General features: G+C 65.4%; 13 protein-coding genes. 8 read left to right on the top strand and 5 right to left on the bottom strand.

Features of this window, described 5'->3' with window-relative positions:
• The 4 genes from ABFX23_RS00640 to ABFX23_RS00625 are packed head-to-tail and all read right to left on the bottom strand — an operon-like array spanning window position 1 to window position 5,441.
• Complete coding sequence (locus ABFX23_RS00640; RefSeq protein WP_346031208.1) at window positions 1–2,196, bottom strand: fused MFS/spermidine synthase; 2,196 nt, start codon at window positions 2,194–2,196, stop codon at window positions 1–3.
• A complete protein-coding gene (locus tag ABFX23_RS00635) occupies window positions 2,189–2,767 on the bottom strand; it encodes a GNAT family N-acetyltransferase (RefSeq protein WP_346031207.1) in 579 nt (192 codons plus the stop codon). Before ABFX23_RS00635 ends, ABFX23_RS00640 begins: the two co-directional genes overlap by 8 nt.
• Window positions 2,768–2,772: 5 nt before the next feature.
• Window positions 2,773–3,768, bottom strand: coding sequence for a porphobilinogen synthase (gene hemB, locus ABFX23_RS00630; RefSeq protein WP_346031206.1), 996 nt, complete (start codon window positions 3,766–3,768; stop codon window positions 2,773–2,775).
• 56 nt (window positions 3,769–3,824) lie between these two features.
• Window positions 3,825–5,441, bottom strand: a complete 1,617-nt coding sequence (locus ABFX23_RS00625; RefSeq protein WP_346031205.1) for a M23 family metallopeptidase — start codon at window positions 5,439–5,441, stop codon at window positions 3,825–3,827.
• A gap of 220 nt (window positions 5,442–5,661) precedes the next feature.
• Here ABFX23_RS00625 and ABFX23_RS00620 point away from each other — a divergent pair, with 220 nt between their 5' ends.
• From ABFX23_RS00620 to ABFX23_RS00590, 7 genes are all read left to right on the top strand, one after another.
• Window positions 5,662–8,280, top strand: coding sequence for a helicase-related protein (locus tag ABFX23_RS00620; RefSeq protein ID WP_428831632.1), 2,619 nt, complete (start codon window positions 5,662–5,664; stop codon window positions 8,278–8,280).
• Window positions 8,280–8,603, top strand: a complete 324-nt coding sequence (locus ABFX23_RS00615; protein WP_346031204.1) for a S4 domain-containing protein — start codon at window positions 8,280–8,282, stop codon at window positions 8,601–8,603. Before ABFX23_RS00620 ends, ABFX23_RS00615 begins: the two co-directional genes overlap by 1 nt.
• A complete protein-coding gene (gene fdxA, locus ABFX23_RS00610; RefSeq protein ID WP_346031203.1) occupies window positions 8,600–8,938 on the top strand; it encodes a ferredoxin FdxA in 339 nt (112 codons plus the stop codon). Before ABFX23_RS00615 ends, fdxA begins: the two co-directional genes overlap by 4 nt.
• A gap of 59 nt (window positions 8,939–8,997) precedes the next feature.
• Window positions 8,998–9,822, top strand: a complete 825-nt coding sequence (locus ABFX23_RS00605; protein ID WP_346031202.1) for a YihY/virulence factor BrkB family protein — start codon at window positions 8,998–9,000, stop codon at window positions 9,820–9,822.
• Between the two features lie 213 nt (window positions 9,823–10,035).
• Window positions 10,036–10,569: a CarD family transcriptional regulator gene (locus tag ABFX23_RS00600; protein ID WP_119586336.1), complete on the top strand. Its 534-nt coding sequence runs from the start codon at window positions 10,036–10,038 to the stop codon at window positions 10,567–10,569.
• A 186-nt stretch (window positions 10,570–10,755) separates the two neighbouring features.
• Window positions 10,756–11,517, top strand: a complete 762-nt coding sequence (locus ABFX23_RS00595) for a head GIN domain-containing protein (RefSeq protein ID WP_346031201.1) — start codon at window positions 10,756–10,758, stop codon at window positions 11,515–11,517.
• Window positions 11,518–11,597: 80 nt separating this feature from the next.
• Window positions 11,598–11,930, top strand: coding sequence for a hypothetical protein (locus ABFX23_RS00590; RefSeq protein ID WP_346031200.1), 333 nt, complete (start codon window positions 11,598–11,600; stop codon window positions 11,928–11,930).
• Here ABFX23_RS00590 and ABFX23_RS00585 read toward each other — a convergent pair.
• Window positions 11,927–12,868, bottom strand: coding sequence for an L-threonylcarbamoyladenylate synthase (locus ABFX23_RS00585; protein ID WP_346031199.1), 942 nt, complete (start codon window positions 12,866–12,868; stop codon window positions 11,927–11,929). The genes ABFX23_RS00590 and ABFX23_RS00585 overlap by 4 nt on opposite strands.
• 26 nt (window positions 12,869–12,894) lie before the next feature.
• Here ABFX23_RS00585 and ABFX23_RS00580 point away from each other — a divergent pair, with 26 nt between their 5' ends.
• The gene (locus ABFX23_RS00580; RefSeq protein ID WP_346031198.1) at window positions 12,895–13,722 is read left to right on the top strand and encodes an ATP-binding protein; all 828 of its coding nucleotides are present in this window, start codon (window positions 12,895–12,897) and stop codon (window positions 13,720–13,722) included.

Raw genomic sequence — 13,722 nt, 5'->3', positions numbered from 1 at the left:
TCACAGGAAATTCTCCCAGACGAGATAGGGCAGGACGGATGCGTAGTCGTCGGTCCACACAGGGCCTTCGGGTTCCACCAGCAGGCGCCAGTCCGCCGTGGAGGATAACGCATCCAGTGGCGCGCGCGTAGGGGCAAGGGCGATCCAGGTGGATGAATACAGATCGTTCCGCCGCACCGGCTCGTCTTGCCATACCATGGCGTGGAGACCACGCACTTCGGCGAGACGCGCCACCACGGGTTCCAGCCGGACATAGCGGTTGGATGTATGCAGCAGCAAGAGCCCGCCGGGTGCAAGCGCACGTTCGTAGATCGCCATGGCCTCGACCGTCAGCAGGTGCAGCGGAATGGCATCTGACGAGAATGCGTCGATCACCAGCACATCGAAACTGGCAGGCGGCAGATCGGCCAAGCGCAGGCGCGCGTCGCCCATTTGCAGGTACGCATCTGGCGTACACTGGTGGAGGAACGTGAATTCACCGCCACGCGAGAATTCCACCACGGTCGGATCGATCTCGAAGAAGGTCCACTGCTGCCCCGGCTCGCGATAGCAGGCAAGTGTTCCCACACCGAGGCCCACGGCACCGATACGGGCGTCGGGGCCGACGATGGCCTGCGCATTGGCAAGCGCGAGGCCGACGCCGGAAGTGGGTCCGTAATAGGCGGTCGGTTCGCGTGAATCCTCTCCGCCACGCTGGATGCCGTGGATCGTCGTACCGTGCATCAGGATGCGGTCGCCATCGTCGCGCTGTGTGATCGAATAGGTGCCGAAGTAGCTGCGCTCGCGCTGCCCGTCGATGCTGGCAAGCAGGTTGCTGAGACCGCCCAGCGCCATCAGCAGCGCGGCGCAGGCCAGCACGAACGAAAGTCGCCGCGCAGCCAGCACCATGGCAAGGCACAGGATTACCAGCAGCGCCAGCCAGTCGATCCACACAAGCTGCGTTTCGGCCTGCACACGCGCGTAGAGCAGCAGGGCCGCATTGAAGACAACGAACAGGCCGACGATCAGCACGACGCGCGTCGTCTGGCGGTCTTTCGAGACCAGCCGCATCAGCCCGCGCCATGCGCCCAGCGGCACCAGTGCGGCGGCAGCAAGGATCAGCAGCGGATGCTCCCATGTCCAGTCGAACAGCACGGGCGCCAGCAGGCCGGTGAACACGCCACCCAGCGCGCCGCCTGCGGCCATGTAGAGATAGAATTGCGACAGACGTGCGGTGCCGGGCCGCAGATCGTAGAGGCGCGCGTGCAACGCCGTCGCCACCACGAACAGCAGCATCACGCTGGCAACGGCGGCCAGCAGGTCGGCCCGCCCGGCGGCGAAAATTGCGATGCCGCCATCCACCAGCAGTACCAGCGGGGCGAGGAACAGGAAGATCTGCGCCGCGCTGCGGTTCTCGGCAAAACCGACGGTGTAGCTGAGCAGGTAAAGACCGAGAGGTATCACCCACAGCAGCGGAATCGCCATGATGTCGGTCGTGAGGAATGTCGTCGTCGACAGCATCAGGCCCGAAGGCACGGCGGGCAACAGCAGCCACATCGCCCGCCGCCGCCATCCGACCTGTTCGCTATCGACAGGCTCGGCAGCTACATTGATAGAGGCGTCCCGGCGGCTGAACACCGCCCAAGCGATCAGGCCCAGCATGGCCACGTAGCCCAGCGTCCACCCCCAGCTCTGCGCACCGAGGCTCAGCAACGGCTCCGCGAGCAGCGGGTAAGCCAGCAGGCCGGCAAAGCTGCCGAGGTTGGAAGCGGCATAGAGCGGATAGGGGTTGCCCGCCTGCGGATGGGCGGCGAACCAGCGCTGGATCAGCGGGGCCTGCGCGGAAACGGCGAAGAAGGCCGGGCCGACGGTCAGCAGGAACAGCCATGGCACCCACACCACTTCCCAGCCGCTTTGCGGTTCGGAAACCGGCGCCAAGGCCAGCGGAAGTGTGAGGCCTGCTAGCACCAGTACGCCCAAGTGGATCAGGCCCTGCCTCCGCAGCGAGAAGCGTCCGATTGCATGGGCGTAGCCATACCCCGCCAGCAGCAGCGCCTGGTAGACGAGCATGGCGCTGTTCCAGACGTTTGGCGCGCCGCCCAGTTGCGGCAGGGCCATGCGCGCGACCATCGGCTGGACGAGGAAGAGCAGGAAGCTGCCGGCAAAGATCGCCAGCGTGAACAGCCAGCGGCGCGGTGGTCCGGCAAGGTCAGCCATTGTGGCGCTGCGCCCACTCCTGCGCGGTGATCAGGTGGACGATGGTGGGATTGAGTTCGGCTGGCCAGTTGTCGTCGAGGTAATCGAGATCCTCGCGCCGGGTCATGCCGAGCCTGCGCATCAGACCCCAGCTCGCGGCGTTGCCTTCCACCGTCAGCGCGATCACCTGCTCCGCCGCGAAGCGATCGAAGGCCAGATCGAGCGAGGCGATGGCGGCTTCCCTGGCGTAACCGTGACCCCAGGCATCCTCCCGCATGCGCCAGCCCACCTCGACCATGTCGAACACCGGCGTGCCTTTCACGTTCGCCCGTTTGAGGCCGCAGAATCCCAGCATTTCGCCCGAGAGATGACCGTCATCGTCCTTGCGCTCCAGCACCCAGAACGTGTGGCCGAAATTGGCGCGATAGCCTTCCAGCCGTGCGCGGGCCGCGGCTTTCGTTTCCTCGCTAGCAACGCCGCCCAGCCAGCGCATGACGGCTGGCGTGTTGGTCAATTCCCAGAAGCGCGGCCAGTCCTCCTCGCGCCAGTCGCGCAGGATCAGTCGCTCTGTTTCGTGGCGGAATTCGCTCATGTCCTTCAGCCGTTCAGGATGCGTGCCGCAGCCGGGGCGTGATAGGTGAGAACGCCCGAGCAGCCTGCGCGCTTGAAGCCGACGAGCTTCTCCATCAGCAGCGCATCGCGGTCCGCCACGCCTGCCGCCGCGCCTGCCTCGATCAGGGCATATTCGCCGCTCACCTGATAGGCGAACACGGGCACTTCGAAGCGCTGCTTCACCCGCCAGATGATGTCGAGGTAGGCGAGGCCCGGCTTCACCATCACGCTGTCCGCACCCTCGGCAATGTCGAGCGCCACCTCGGCCAGCGCCTCCGAGGCGTTGGCTGGGTCCATCTGGTAGGTTTTCTTGTCGCCTTTCAGGACGCCGCTGGACCCCACAGCATCGCGAAACGGGCCATAGAACGCGCTTGCGTACTTCGCGGCATAGCTCATGATCTGGACGTTGTGGTGCCCGCCCATTTCCAGCGCCATGCGGATCGCCCGCACCCGGCCATCCATCATGTCCGACGGGGCAATGATGTCGGCGCCCGCCTCGGCCTGGTTCAGGGCCTGGTCCACCAGCACGGCCACGGTATCGTCGTTCACGACATAGCCCCCCTCGTTCACGAGCCCATCCTGTCCGTGGGTGGTGTAGGGGTCGAGCGCCACGTCGGTCAGGATGCCGATATCGTCGCCGCAGGCATCGCGGATCGCCTTGATCGCGCGGCACATCAGGTTGTCGGGATTGAGCGCCTCGTCGCCTTTCTCGCTACGCAGCTCGGCTTGGGTGTTGGGGAAGAGAGCAATGCAGGGAATGGAGAGGTCGACCGCTTCCTTTGCGCGGTTCGCGATCCCGTCAACCGACCAGCGGGAGACGCCGGGCAGGCTGGCGACAGGATCCTCGACGCCCTTCCCATCGGTGACGAACAGCGGCCAGATCAGGTCTGCCGGGGTCAACACCGTCTCGCGGTGCATGGCGCGGCTCCAGCTGCTTGCTCGAGAGCGGCGGAGGCGGGTGTTGGGATAGCTGCGGTTCATGGCGTTCCTGTGCCGGAAAAGCGCCATCCGGGCAATCTATTGCCTGGCCGGCTTTCCTAGCCGATTTTCTGGCGGCTCTCGATCCGGTCGATCTCGCGCACCGGTTCCTCGACCCGGCTCGGATCGGGCGCGAGCTCGGACAGCGCAGCGCCGGGCTCTACCAGTTGCAGGCGCACCAGTTGCTCGCGGAAATTCACCAGTTCCTGCCCGGAAAGCTGGGCACGGGTCACGAAACGGACGCTGGCAGGGTCAATCTTCTGCCCGCCGCGATACATCTCGTAATGCAGGTGCGGCCCGGTGGAGAGGCCGGTCGATCCGACATAACCGATAACCTGCCCGCGCCGCACGGATTCGCCGTTGCGCACGGCGATGCGGCTCATGTGCGCATAGCCGGTCGACAGGTTGCCGCCGTGGCGGATGCGCACGAAATTGCCGTAGCCGCCGTTTCGCCCGGCGAAGTTCACAGTGCCGTCGGTAACGGCGTAGATCGGCGTGCCGTGGCGGGCGCGGAAATCGAGGCCGGAGTGCATCCGGCGATAGCCCAGGATCGGGTGGCGGCGCATCCCGTAGCGCGAGGAAATCGCGCCCGGCACCGGCGCGATGAGCCCGTCCTGCTGCACGCCTTCGCCCGAGGCATCGTAGAACTTGCCCTCGCGCCCGAAGCGCATCAGCTGCTTTTTCGGGCGGTTGTCGCGAATGATAGCGGCATAGAGCAGATCGCCCACTTCCACCTCTCCGGTGGCGGCGCGGCGGTAGTCCACGATCAGGTCGAACTCGTCGTCCGCGCCGATGTCGCTGTTGACGTTCATGTCCTGCCCGATGGTGCGCAGGAACTGCTGCACCGCGCTGGGCGGAGCGCCTGCGGCACGGGCGGAGCGATAGAGGCTGTCTCCCACGCGCGCGCGGATGCGCAGCGGCGTGGTGTCGACCATGATCGGGCGCGGATCGAGAGTGAGCTTCCCGCCGCGCCGCTCCACGGCCAGCTCCAGGTCGAACCGGGCGCGGAAGGAAAGGGCATCGACCGGGCGCGGCGCATCGGGTGCGAGGCGGCGGCCAAGGGTGATGTCGACAGGCGTGCCGGGCGCGATGCTTTCGAGGTCAACCGCTTCGCCCACCATCCCGGCAATAAGTTGGGCCTCTTCGCGGCTTACCCCGGCGCGCTGGAGCATCCTGTCGAAGCCATCGCCTCGTGCCAGCGTCGCGACCAGTTCGAGGCTCGGGCGTTCGGGCGCGCTGGCGAGCGGCTGCACCGCGAGCGTGGCGCCCATGCGTCGGCCGCTGTCTGCACCCAGCGCGAGCGGCTGGATCATCTGGCTGCGAAATTCGTCGCGTACCCGGTCGTCGATACGCATGGCAGGGGCAGCTTCCACGGCGGAGAAGCCGGGGAATGCGGCGATGGCGACGGCGGAGAGGCCCACCAGCGTGGCCACGCCGCGCAGCCAACGGCGCGAACCGATATCGCTGCCCAGGTCGGGCGCGAGGTCTGCCCGAGAAAGCCTGACCGAGAGCGCGGTGCGCCAGTCACCGTAAGTTTCTCCGAGAGTAGAGGCCTTGCGTTTGCGACGTTTGGGTTTGGATGCCCCTTCGACTGCCACATGCGCGAGCGACAGGTCGGCGGGCGGATAGTCGCCCTGCGTCAATCCCTGTCGTTCTCTGCCGCGTTCGGTAAACAACGCGCCCTCCTTCGATGGCCGCGAAAATGGCATGCCGTGTCCAGGGGCATGCCGGGCCTGCACTTCAGGCCGCTGTAATTGTCCGAAAGCGTGCCGCAATAAAGTAAATTTGCACTTAACGGCGATGAGTCGAGTCTCTCCAGCGCCGAACCGTGATGGCGGGGGTAAGCCGGGGCCATCGGTTGCGCCGCGCCGGGGGAAAGGCCATGTCTGAGGCACTGTGACTAGGCCACGCACTGATAGCCGGATTCGCGCCGTTCTCGGCCCGACCAACACCGGCAAGACCCACCTCGCGATCGAACGCATGTGCGGCCATTCCAGCGGCGCGATCGGGTTCCCGCTGCGGCTGCTGGCGCGCGAGGTCTACGACAAGGTCTGCCGGATCAAGGGCGAGGCCGCCTGCGCGCTGATTACCGGCGAGGAGCGAATCGAGCCGCCGAACGCGCGCTATTTCATGTGCACGGCAGAAGCCATGCCGCGCGACGGCGGCGGACACGCCTTTGTGGCGCTGGACGAGGCGCAACTCGGCGCGGACCGCGAACGTGGGCATATCTTCACCGACAGGCTGCTGAATGCACGCGGCCGGGAAGAGACGATGCTGCTCGGCTCCGCCACGCTGGAGCCGCTGGCGCGCAAGCTCCTGCCGGGTATTGAAATCGAGGAACGCCCGCGCTTCTCCACCCTCACCTACTCCGGAAGCGCCAAGCTTTCGCGCCTGCCACCCCGCAGCGCTATCGTCGCCTTTTCGATAGAACAGGTTTACCAGGTGGCCGAGCTGCTCCGGCGGTTCCGCGGCGGGGCGGCTGTCGTTATGGGAGCGCTTTCACCGCAAACGCGAAACCGGCAGGTGGAATTGTTCCAGTCCGGTGAAGTGGATTACATCGTAGCCACCGATGCTATCGGCATGGGCCTCAACCTCGACGTCCATCATGTCGCCTTTGCCGCGCTCTCCAAGTTCGACGGCGTGCGCCAGCGCAGGCTCACGCCTGCCGAAATGGCGCAGATCGCTGGCCGAGCTGGGCGTCACCAGACCGACGGGACTTTCGGCACGCTCTCCGGCAATCGCCGCGGCGCGCCGCTGGAACTGACCGAGGACGAAATCTACGCGATCGAGAACCACCGCTTCGCGCCGATCACGAAACTCTACTGGCGCGAGCCGAATCCCCGTTTCGACAATCTCGGCGTGCTGATCGGCGACCTTGAAGCGCGTCCGATGCAGGACGGCCTCACCGCCGCACCCGAGGCGATAGACCTTGCCGTGCTCAAACGTCTGGCCGAGCAGCCCGACATTGCCGATGACGTCAGGACACCGGGCAACGTGCGTCGCTTCTGGGAAGCGTGCCAGCTCCCCGATTTCCGCCAGCAGGGCCCGGATGCCCACGCCCGCTTCGTCGCACGCCTGTGGAGCGACCTGAAGAACGGCCATATCGGCGCGGATTTCGTGGCGGCGCGGATTTCCGAGCTCGGCAATACGTCGGGCGATATCGATACGCTGCAGGGACGCCTTTCAGGTATTCGCAGCTGGGCCTATATCTGCCAGAGGCCCGACTGGGTGCTGGCGCGCGACGAAATGGCCGCGCGGGCACGGCAGGCGGAGGCGAAACTATCCGACGCCCTGCACCAGAAATTGACGGAGCGTTTCGTAAATCGGCGAACCTCGGTATTGATGAAGGGTATGGGAAAGGATGCAGGCCTCTTGCGCGTTGAATTGAAGGACGATGGCCAGGTGACGGTGGAAGACCAGCCGATCGGCCACCTCGAAGGTTTTCGCTTCGTGGTCGATGCCGACGCTTCCAGCGAGGAGCGCAAGCTGATGCTTGCCGCTGCCGAGAAGCACATGGCGAGCCTGCTGGCGCAGAAGGCGCAGAAGCTGGTGGCCGACGAACTGGGCGACCTGAGCATCTCTGGCGGGCAGATCCTTCGCGGAGAGCAGCCCGTTGCCGTGCTGGAAAAGGGCAAGAGCCCCAGCCGCCCGCGGATCGTGATGGCGAAGGAACTGGGCCAGCTCGACCCGGCGCACCGCGCCCGCCTGCAGGACGCGCTGGAACTCTGGCTGGAGGAGCAGCTTGCCCCGCTCGCTCCGCTGCGGGCGCTGGAGGACGCGGCGACCGATCCCGAGGCCGGGACGGAAGTGCGCGCGCTGCTGCTGACACTGGCGGACCGCAACGGCACCACGCGGCGCGAGGATGCAGGCCTTGCCCACGTGCCCAAGGAGAAGCGACCGTTCCTGCGCCGCCTTGGCGTCAGCATCGGCTCGCTCGATGTGTTCGTGCCTGCGCTGCTGAAGCCCGCGCCGCGGATCCTGCTGAAAAAGCTCGGTCTGGACTCGCGCCCAGTGCGTGAGGGCATGGAAGCCGTCATCGACCTCGAGGACAGGCCGCCTGCCGGATATCGCCGCGCGGGCAAGCAGGCGATCCGCATCGACATGGCGGAAAAGCTGTTCCGCGCCGCGCACGAGCAGCGTGCCAAGGCTCCGCAGAGCAAGGACGTGCGGGGCTTCCCGGTCGATACCGCGCTTGCCACCAGCATGGGCTTGCTGCCGGAAAGCTTTCGCAGCCTGATGAAGGACGCAGGGTTCCGTCCCGGCCAGCCGGTGGAACTCGCCGAGGGCGCCTTCGGCCCGCCTCGCCCCGTTCCATGGACCTGGCGTGCCCCGCGCAAGGACTTCGTCCCAGCCAGGGGCACCCCGCGCGGCGGACAGCGCAAGCCTCGCGCCGATGGCGGTAAGAAGGCCGGTGGCAAACCCCGCAAGGGTGCTCCGCCAACGCGTCGGCCCGAACCCAAGGGCGACGGCGGACAGGCATTTGCCGGCCTGGCGGACCTGCTCAAGAAGGGCTGATGCGGCTCGACCTGCTCCTCGTGCGGCTACGCTTCTCGAAGAGCCGTTCGATCGCGCAACGCTGGATCGAGGAAGGGCACATGCGCTGCAACCGCGTGCGGATTTCGCGCGCCCAGCATGCCGTGGCGGAGGGCGACGTTCTCACCCTTCCCCTTGGCCGTCATGTGCAGGTGATAGAAATCCTTGCTTTACCGGAGCGACGCGGTCCGGCAGCGGAAGCGCAATCGTGCTATCGCAAGCTTGACGCTCACCCTCCTATCGCCATAGCAGGGGCGCAAACGCGGCCACGACCGGCCGAACATGAAGGACAATCGCTACCATGACCTATGTCGTCACCGACGCCTGCATCAAGTGCAAGTACACAGACTGTGTCGAAGTCTGCCCGGTGGACTGTTTCTACGAAGGCGAGAACATGCTCGTCATCAACCCTTCCGAATGCATCGACTGCGGCGTGTGCGAGCCCGAATGTCCGGCCGAAGCCATCCTGCCGGACACCGAAGGCGGCCTGGAAAAGTGGCTGGAAGTAAACACCAAGTTCTCCGCCGAGTGGCCGAACATCACGGAGAAAAAGGATCCGCCCGCCGACGCAGACGAGCACAAGGGCGAAGAGGGCAAGTTCGAGAAGTATTTCTCCGAAGAGCCCGGCGAAGGCGACTGATCGGCCATCCTGCACGGCAAGTATTTTGAACCATATCCCGCTCACTGCGTTGGCGGGACATGGGCATTATCGACAGACTGAAACGCGCTTTCGCCGCCGCAGGCGAGGATAACATTCCCATTCTTGCGGCGGGCGTGGCCTATTACGCCTTTCTCGCCATGGTACCGCTGCTGGGCGCAATCGTGCTCAGCTATGGCTTGTTCGCGGACCCGGCGATGGTGGCCTCGCACATTTCCAGCCTGGCGCAGGAATTGCCGCAGTCGGCTGCGGAGCTGATCGGCGGACAACTTGAATCGATGGTGGAAACGTCGGGTACCGCCAAGGGGCTGGGCCTGGCGGTTGCGCTTGCGGTTGCCCTCTTCGGGGCGCGCAATGGGGCAGGTGCTCTCATCACCGCGATCTCGCTGGCTTACAACGACGAGGAACAGCGCGGCTTCCTGCGCGGAAACGCCCTGGCCCTGGCGATCACCGTCGGGGCCATCCTCGGCATGGGTATCGTGATCGTCGTTCTCACCGTCACGGCATCCCTTGCCGAGATTGTTCCCGACCTGTCCGGCGCTGGCCAGTTCGCGGCCAAGGCGCTGGGTTACGGGGTTCTGGGCGTGCTGGGGACACTTGGCGCCGCGCTGCTGTATCGCCGGGTGCCAAACAGTGTTTCGCCCGACTTTCGCGAGGTGCTGCCGGGCGCGGTTTTCGCCAGCATCGGCCTTGTGGTGCTTACCCTCGCCTTCGGGTTCTACGTAGCGAATTTCGGCAGCTACAACGCCACTTATGGCTCGCTGGGCGCCGTGATCGTGTTGCTGACCTGGCTGTGGCTGTCGGCCTATGTCCTTCTGCTGGGCGCAGAAATCGCGGCAGTCGGGGTTCAGGCCGACGATGCTTGAGCCGTAGTCGGGGCTGAGCAATTGCAAGACTCGCAATTAGCCTTCGAATCTGCTATATAATAAGACAACTGCATGGTTCTTTACGGATATGCAGGCGGATAGGAAGGCAGGTCCCCGCTTTTAGCTACAGGAATGGTTCTTCTTGAGACGCCGCTTCGCTTTGCGGCGTGGAGAGCTTTTTCGCTGCGGTCACTGCCAAAGAAAGGAATGTCCATGGCTGCGAATGCGCCCGCCTTCGATGTAGGCGATTATGTTGTTTACCCCAAGCACGGCGTGGGCCGTGTCATCGAACTGCAGAGCGAGGAAATCGCCGGAATGCAGCTCGAACTCTACGTTCTCCGTTTTGAAAAAGAGCGCATGACCCTGCGCGTCCCCACCAACAAGGTGGAATCGATCGGCATGCGCAAGTTGTCCAGCGACAAGACGCTGAAGGAAGCGATGGAAACGCTGAAGGGCAAGCCCAAGGTAAAGCGCACCATGTGGAGCCGCCGCGCGCAGGAATACGAAGCCAAGATCAACTCGGGCGACCTCGTCTCGATTGCCGAAGTGACGCGCGACCTGTTCCGCCCGGAAGACCAGCCGGAACAATCCTACTCCGAACGCCAGATTTTCGAGGCTGCGTCCAGCCGTCTCGCCCGTGAGCTGGCGGCGATGGAAAAGACCGACGAGCCGACCGCGCTGACCAAGATCCTCGATGTGCTGAAGGAACATGCTCCGCAGTACTACGAGAACACCGAAGACGCGTAAGTGTACCGCGTGGGCCTGCAAGGGTCCCGCAAGGAACAGCAAGGGGCCGTTCGCAACACGCGGGCGGCCCTTTTTGCTGCCTGCTCTGCAGGCCATCGAGTTCGCTCGACCAGCGGCTTTGCGAAAACGTCTGCGTTGCTGTATTGCACCTGTAACACGCGTTGGAAACAGGAGTTGGGAATGCGGATGGGGAAGATACTCGGCAAGATCGCGCCGGTCGTGGCGCTGGTGGCGGCGGCCGGGCTTTCGGGATGCGACAATGTGAACGTGCAGTTCGGTGACAACGAGGGCGTACCCCTTTCCGAACTGGACCTGAGCGGCGAGGCGCCGCCCGCCCTGGTGCTGGCATCGCCGGACAGCGTGAACGTGACGACGGGTGACGACTTCACCATCGATGTCGAAGGCAGCGCCGAGGCGCGCGAGCGGATGCGGTTCGCCCTGGATGACGATTCGCTCGCGATCCACCGCGCCGGTGGTGATTGGGCCGAGGGCGACGTGGCCACCATCAACGTGACGATGCCCGCTCCCGAATCGCTTGTCATGGCAGGTTCGGGCTCCATGACCGTCGATGCGATGGCCAGCACGGCCGAAATCACCATGGCGGGTTCGGGCACGATCACTGCCGACGGAATCGCGGCAGAGCGCATGGAAGTGACCGTGGCAGGCAGCGGCACGGTTTCGGCAAGCGGCACGGCCGAGCGGCTGGAACTTACCGTGGCCGGCAGTGGCAGCGCCGATATGGAGGGCCTCGAGGCAGAACGAGCGGAAGTCACCGTTGCCGGATCGGGCGATGCGACCTTCGCTTCGAACGGCAGCGTGGAAGCATCGATCGTAGGCTCCGGCGACGTTCGCGTGCTGGGCTCCGCCAGTTGTGAAGTGAACACGGTCGGTTCGGGCGAACTCGTCTGCGAGGAGCCGGTGGTGGAGGCTACCGAAGAGGAAGCCTGACCGCCGCCTCCCTTCGTTCATTGCCAGCACATTCGAGCGGGTCCATGATGCGAGAGATTCCTCCATCATGGGCTCGCAAAATGCACGCAAGAGCGCTGATTTTCCTTCCCGCCGCGTCGCTTGCGCTGACGGGTTGCGTCGCGAAGACGGCGTTTGACGTCGTGACGGCGCCGGTCCGGGCTGGATCGCAGGTCGTCGATTGGGCTACCACGAGCCAGGACGAAGCGGACAGGGAGCGCGGTCGGGAGATTCGTCGCCGCGAGGAACGGCTCGGCGAATTGCACGAAGAGCTGGCGGAATTGGAAGACGATTGCCTCGGTGGCGACGACGAGGCTTGTCGCGAAGCCGCGGCTACTTGCCGGGAAATCGACGCGCTGCGGCCGATGGTCCCTGTTGAGCCCGAAAGAGACTAGCGCGCCGCTGCCCTTTGCAGGCGATCGTTGATCGCACGGCCCATGCCCTGCGTCGGGATCGGGGCCACGGCAATGACAGGCTTGTCGGATGCGGCACCGGCATGGAGCGCCGCGTAAAGGTGTGCTGCAGCCTCCGCCAGATCGCCTGAGGGCGAGAGGTTCACATCGCCCGGCACATCGCCGAACCCGATCACGAATGCCGCCTCATCAGGCGCCGACTGCTCCAGCAGCACCGGCTTTCCGGGCGAGTAGTGCTTTGCCAGCTGGCCGGGCGCCTCGATAGTTGCGCCGCGCGACTTCGCTTCCGGTCCCAGTGGCACCGCTATGTCCTCCGCCGTCACCGGACCGGGCCGTAGCAAACGCCACCCGCCTTCGGGATCGAGCGCGACGATGGTCGATTCCAAGCCCGCTTCGCAGGCTCCGCCGTCGATCACCGGGGGCGCTGTGTCACCGAACGATTCCAGCACGTGCCTAGGCTGGGTCGGGCTGACCGCGTTGCTGCGGTTGGCCGAGGGCGCAGCGAGCGGCAGACCGGTTTCCGCCAGCAGGCGCGCCGCAATCGGATGGCCCGGCTGGCGCAAGGCAATCGTGCCCAATCCCGCCGTCACCGCAGGCGTGATCGCCGCGCCGCTGCGCAAGGGCAGCACCAAGGTCAGAGGCCCTGCCCAGAAGCGCGCCGCAAGTTTCTCTGCCGCCTCGTCGAACACTGCGAACTCGCGCGCCTGATCCAGCGACGCGACGTGCACGATCAGCGGATTGAAATCGGGCCTGCCCTTGGTGCGATAGATCCGGGCGACGGCTTCAGCACTGTCGGCACGCGCAGCCAGACCATAGACCGTCTCCGTCGGCATGGCGACAAGACCACCTCCGCGCAGGATTTCCGCCGCGCGGGCCAGCCCGGCATCGTCGGGCGCAATCAGGGTCTGCTTGCCGCTCATCGCCCTCGCCTATAGTGACGAATGTGATGGAAGACCAAGCCGAACTCCTCGCCCGCATCGCAGCCGCGCTGGAAAAGCTGGCGCCCGATAGCCGCGCCGCCACGGACTGGCGGGCACACCCGGCCTATGTGTGGGACGCAAAGGGCGCGCGCGGCATTGGCCGGATCGAAGCTCCCTCGCTCGACCTGCTGCGCGGGATCGACAAGCAGAAGCGCGCCGTCACCGGCAATGTCGCCCGGTTGGCGAAGGGTAATCCGGCGCACGACATGCTGCTGTGGGGCGCCCGCGGCATGGGCAAGTCCGCCCTGCTGCGCGCCAGCGTGGCCGCAGCGCAAGAGACCGGCGGCGCAATCGCTCTGGTGCAGGTGGCGACCGATGCCGTGGCCACCCTGCCCGCACTGTTCACGCAGCTTTCGCAAGTAGAGCGCAACTTCCTCGTCTTCATCGACGATCTTGGCTTTGCCGAGGGCGATTCGACCACGCCGCGACACTTGCGAAGCTGGCTGGATGGCGGGGTCGAGGCCCGGCCCGCCAATGTGCGTCTTGCCGTCACATCGAACCGCCGCGCGATCCTGCCGCGTCACGGCAGCGAGCAGGACGATCCCATCAACCCGCGCGACGCGGTGGACGACAATCTGGCTCTGGCAGACCGGTTCGGCCTGTCGCTGGGATTCCACAATGCCAGCCAAGACGAATACCTCGATATCGTGCGCGGCTATGCAAAGCAGTACGCACTGGACCTCGACGAGGCGGAAGCGCTGGAATGGGCCAAGCGGCGCGGCGCAAGGTCTGGCCGCATCGCCTGGCATTTCATTACCGAACTCGCGGGCCGCGCGGGCAAAACGCTCGGCTGA

Origin of the sequence: Erythrobacter westpacificensis (assembly GCF_039542285.1) — a bacterium.
Classification (GTDB): Bacteria; Pseudomonadota; Alphaproteobacteria; order Sphingomonadales; family Sphingomonadaceae; genus Alteraurantiacibacter; species Alteraurantiacibacter westpacificensis.
This window is presented reverse-complemented; position numbering and strand designations above follow the sequence as displayed.

Coding starts and splice junctions, on each gene's coding strand:
- ABFX23_RS00590 (WP_346031200.1), top strand. CDS start 11,598: ATGCACGCAAGAGCGCTGATTTTCCTTCCCGCCGCGTCGCTTGCGCTG.
- ABFX23_RS00635 (WP_346031207.1), bottom strand. CDS start 2,767: ATGAGCGAATTCCGCCACGAAACAGAGCGACTGATCCTGCGCGACTGG.
- ABFX23_RS00640 (WP_346031208.1), bottom strand. CDS start 2,196: ATGGCTGACCTTGCCGGACCACCGCGCCGCTGGCTGTTCACGCTGGCG.
- hemB (WP_346031206.1), bottom strand. CDS start 3,768: ATGAACCGCAGCTATCCCAACACCCGCCTCCGCCGCTCTCGAGCAAGC.
- ABFX23_RS00585 (WP_346031199.1), bottom strand. CDS start 12,868: ATGAGCGGCAAGCAGACCCTGATTGCGCCCGACGATGCCGGGCTGGCC.
- ABFX23_RS00595 (WP_346031201.1), top strand. CDS start 10,756: ATGGGGAAGATACTCGGCAAGATCGCGCCGGTCGTGGCGCTGGTGGCG.
- ABFX23_RS00580 (WP_346031198.1), top strand. CDS start 12,895: ATGGAAGACCAAGCCGAACTCCTCGCCCGCATCGCAGCCGCGCTGGAA.
- ABFX23_RS00615 (WP_346031204.1), top strand. CDS start 8,280: ATGCGGCTCGACCTGCTCCTCGTGCGGCTACGCTTCTCGAAGAGCCGT.
- ABFX23_RS00600 (WP_119586336.1), top strand. CDS start 10,036: ATGGCTGCGAATGCGCCCGCCTTCGATGTAGGCGATTATGTTGTTTAC.
- ABFX23_RS00605 (WP_346031202.1), top strand. CDS start 8,998: ATGGGCATTATCGACAGACTGAAACGCGCTTTCGCCGCCGCAGGCGAG.
- fdxA (WP_346031203.1), top strand. CDS start 8,600: ATGACCTATGTCGTCACCGACGCCTGCATCAAGTGCAAGTACACAGAC.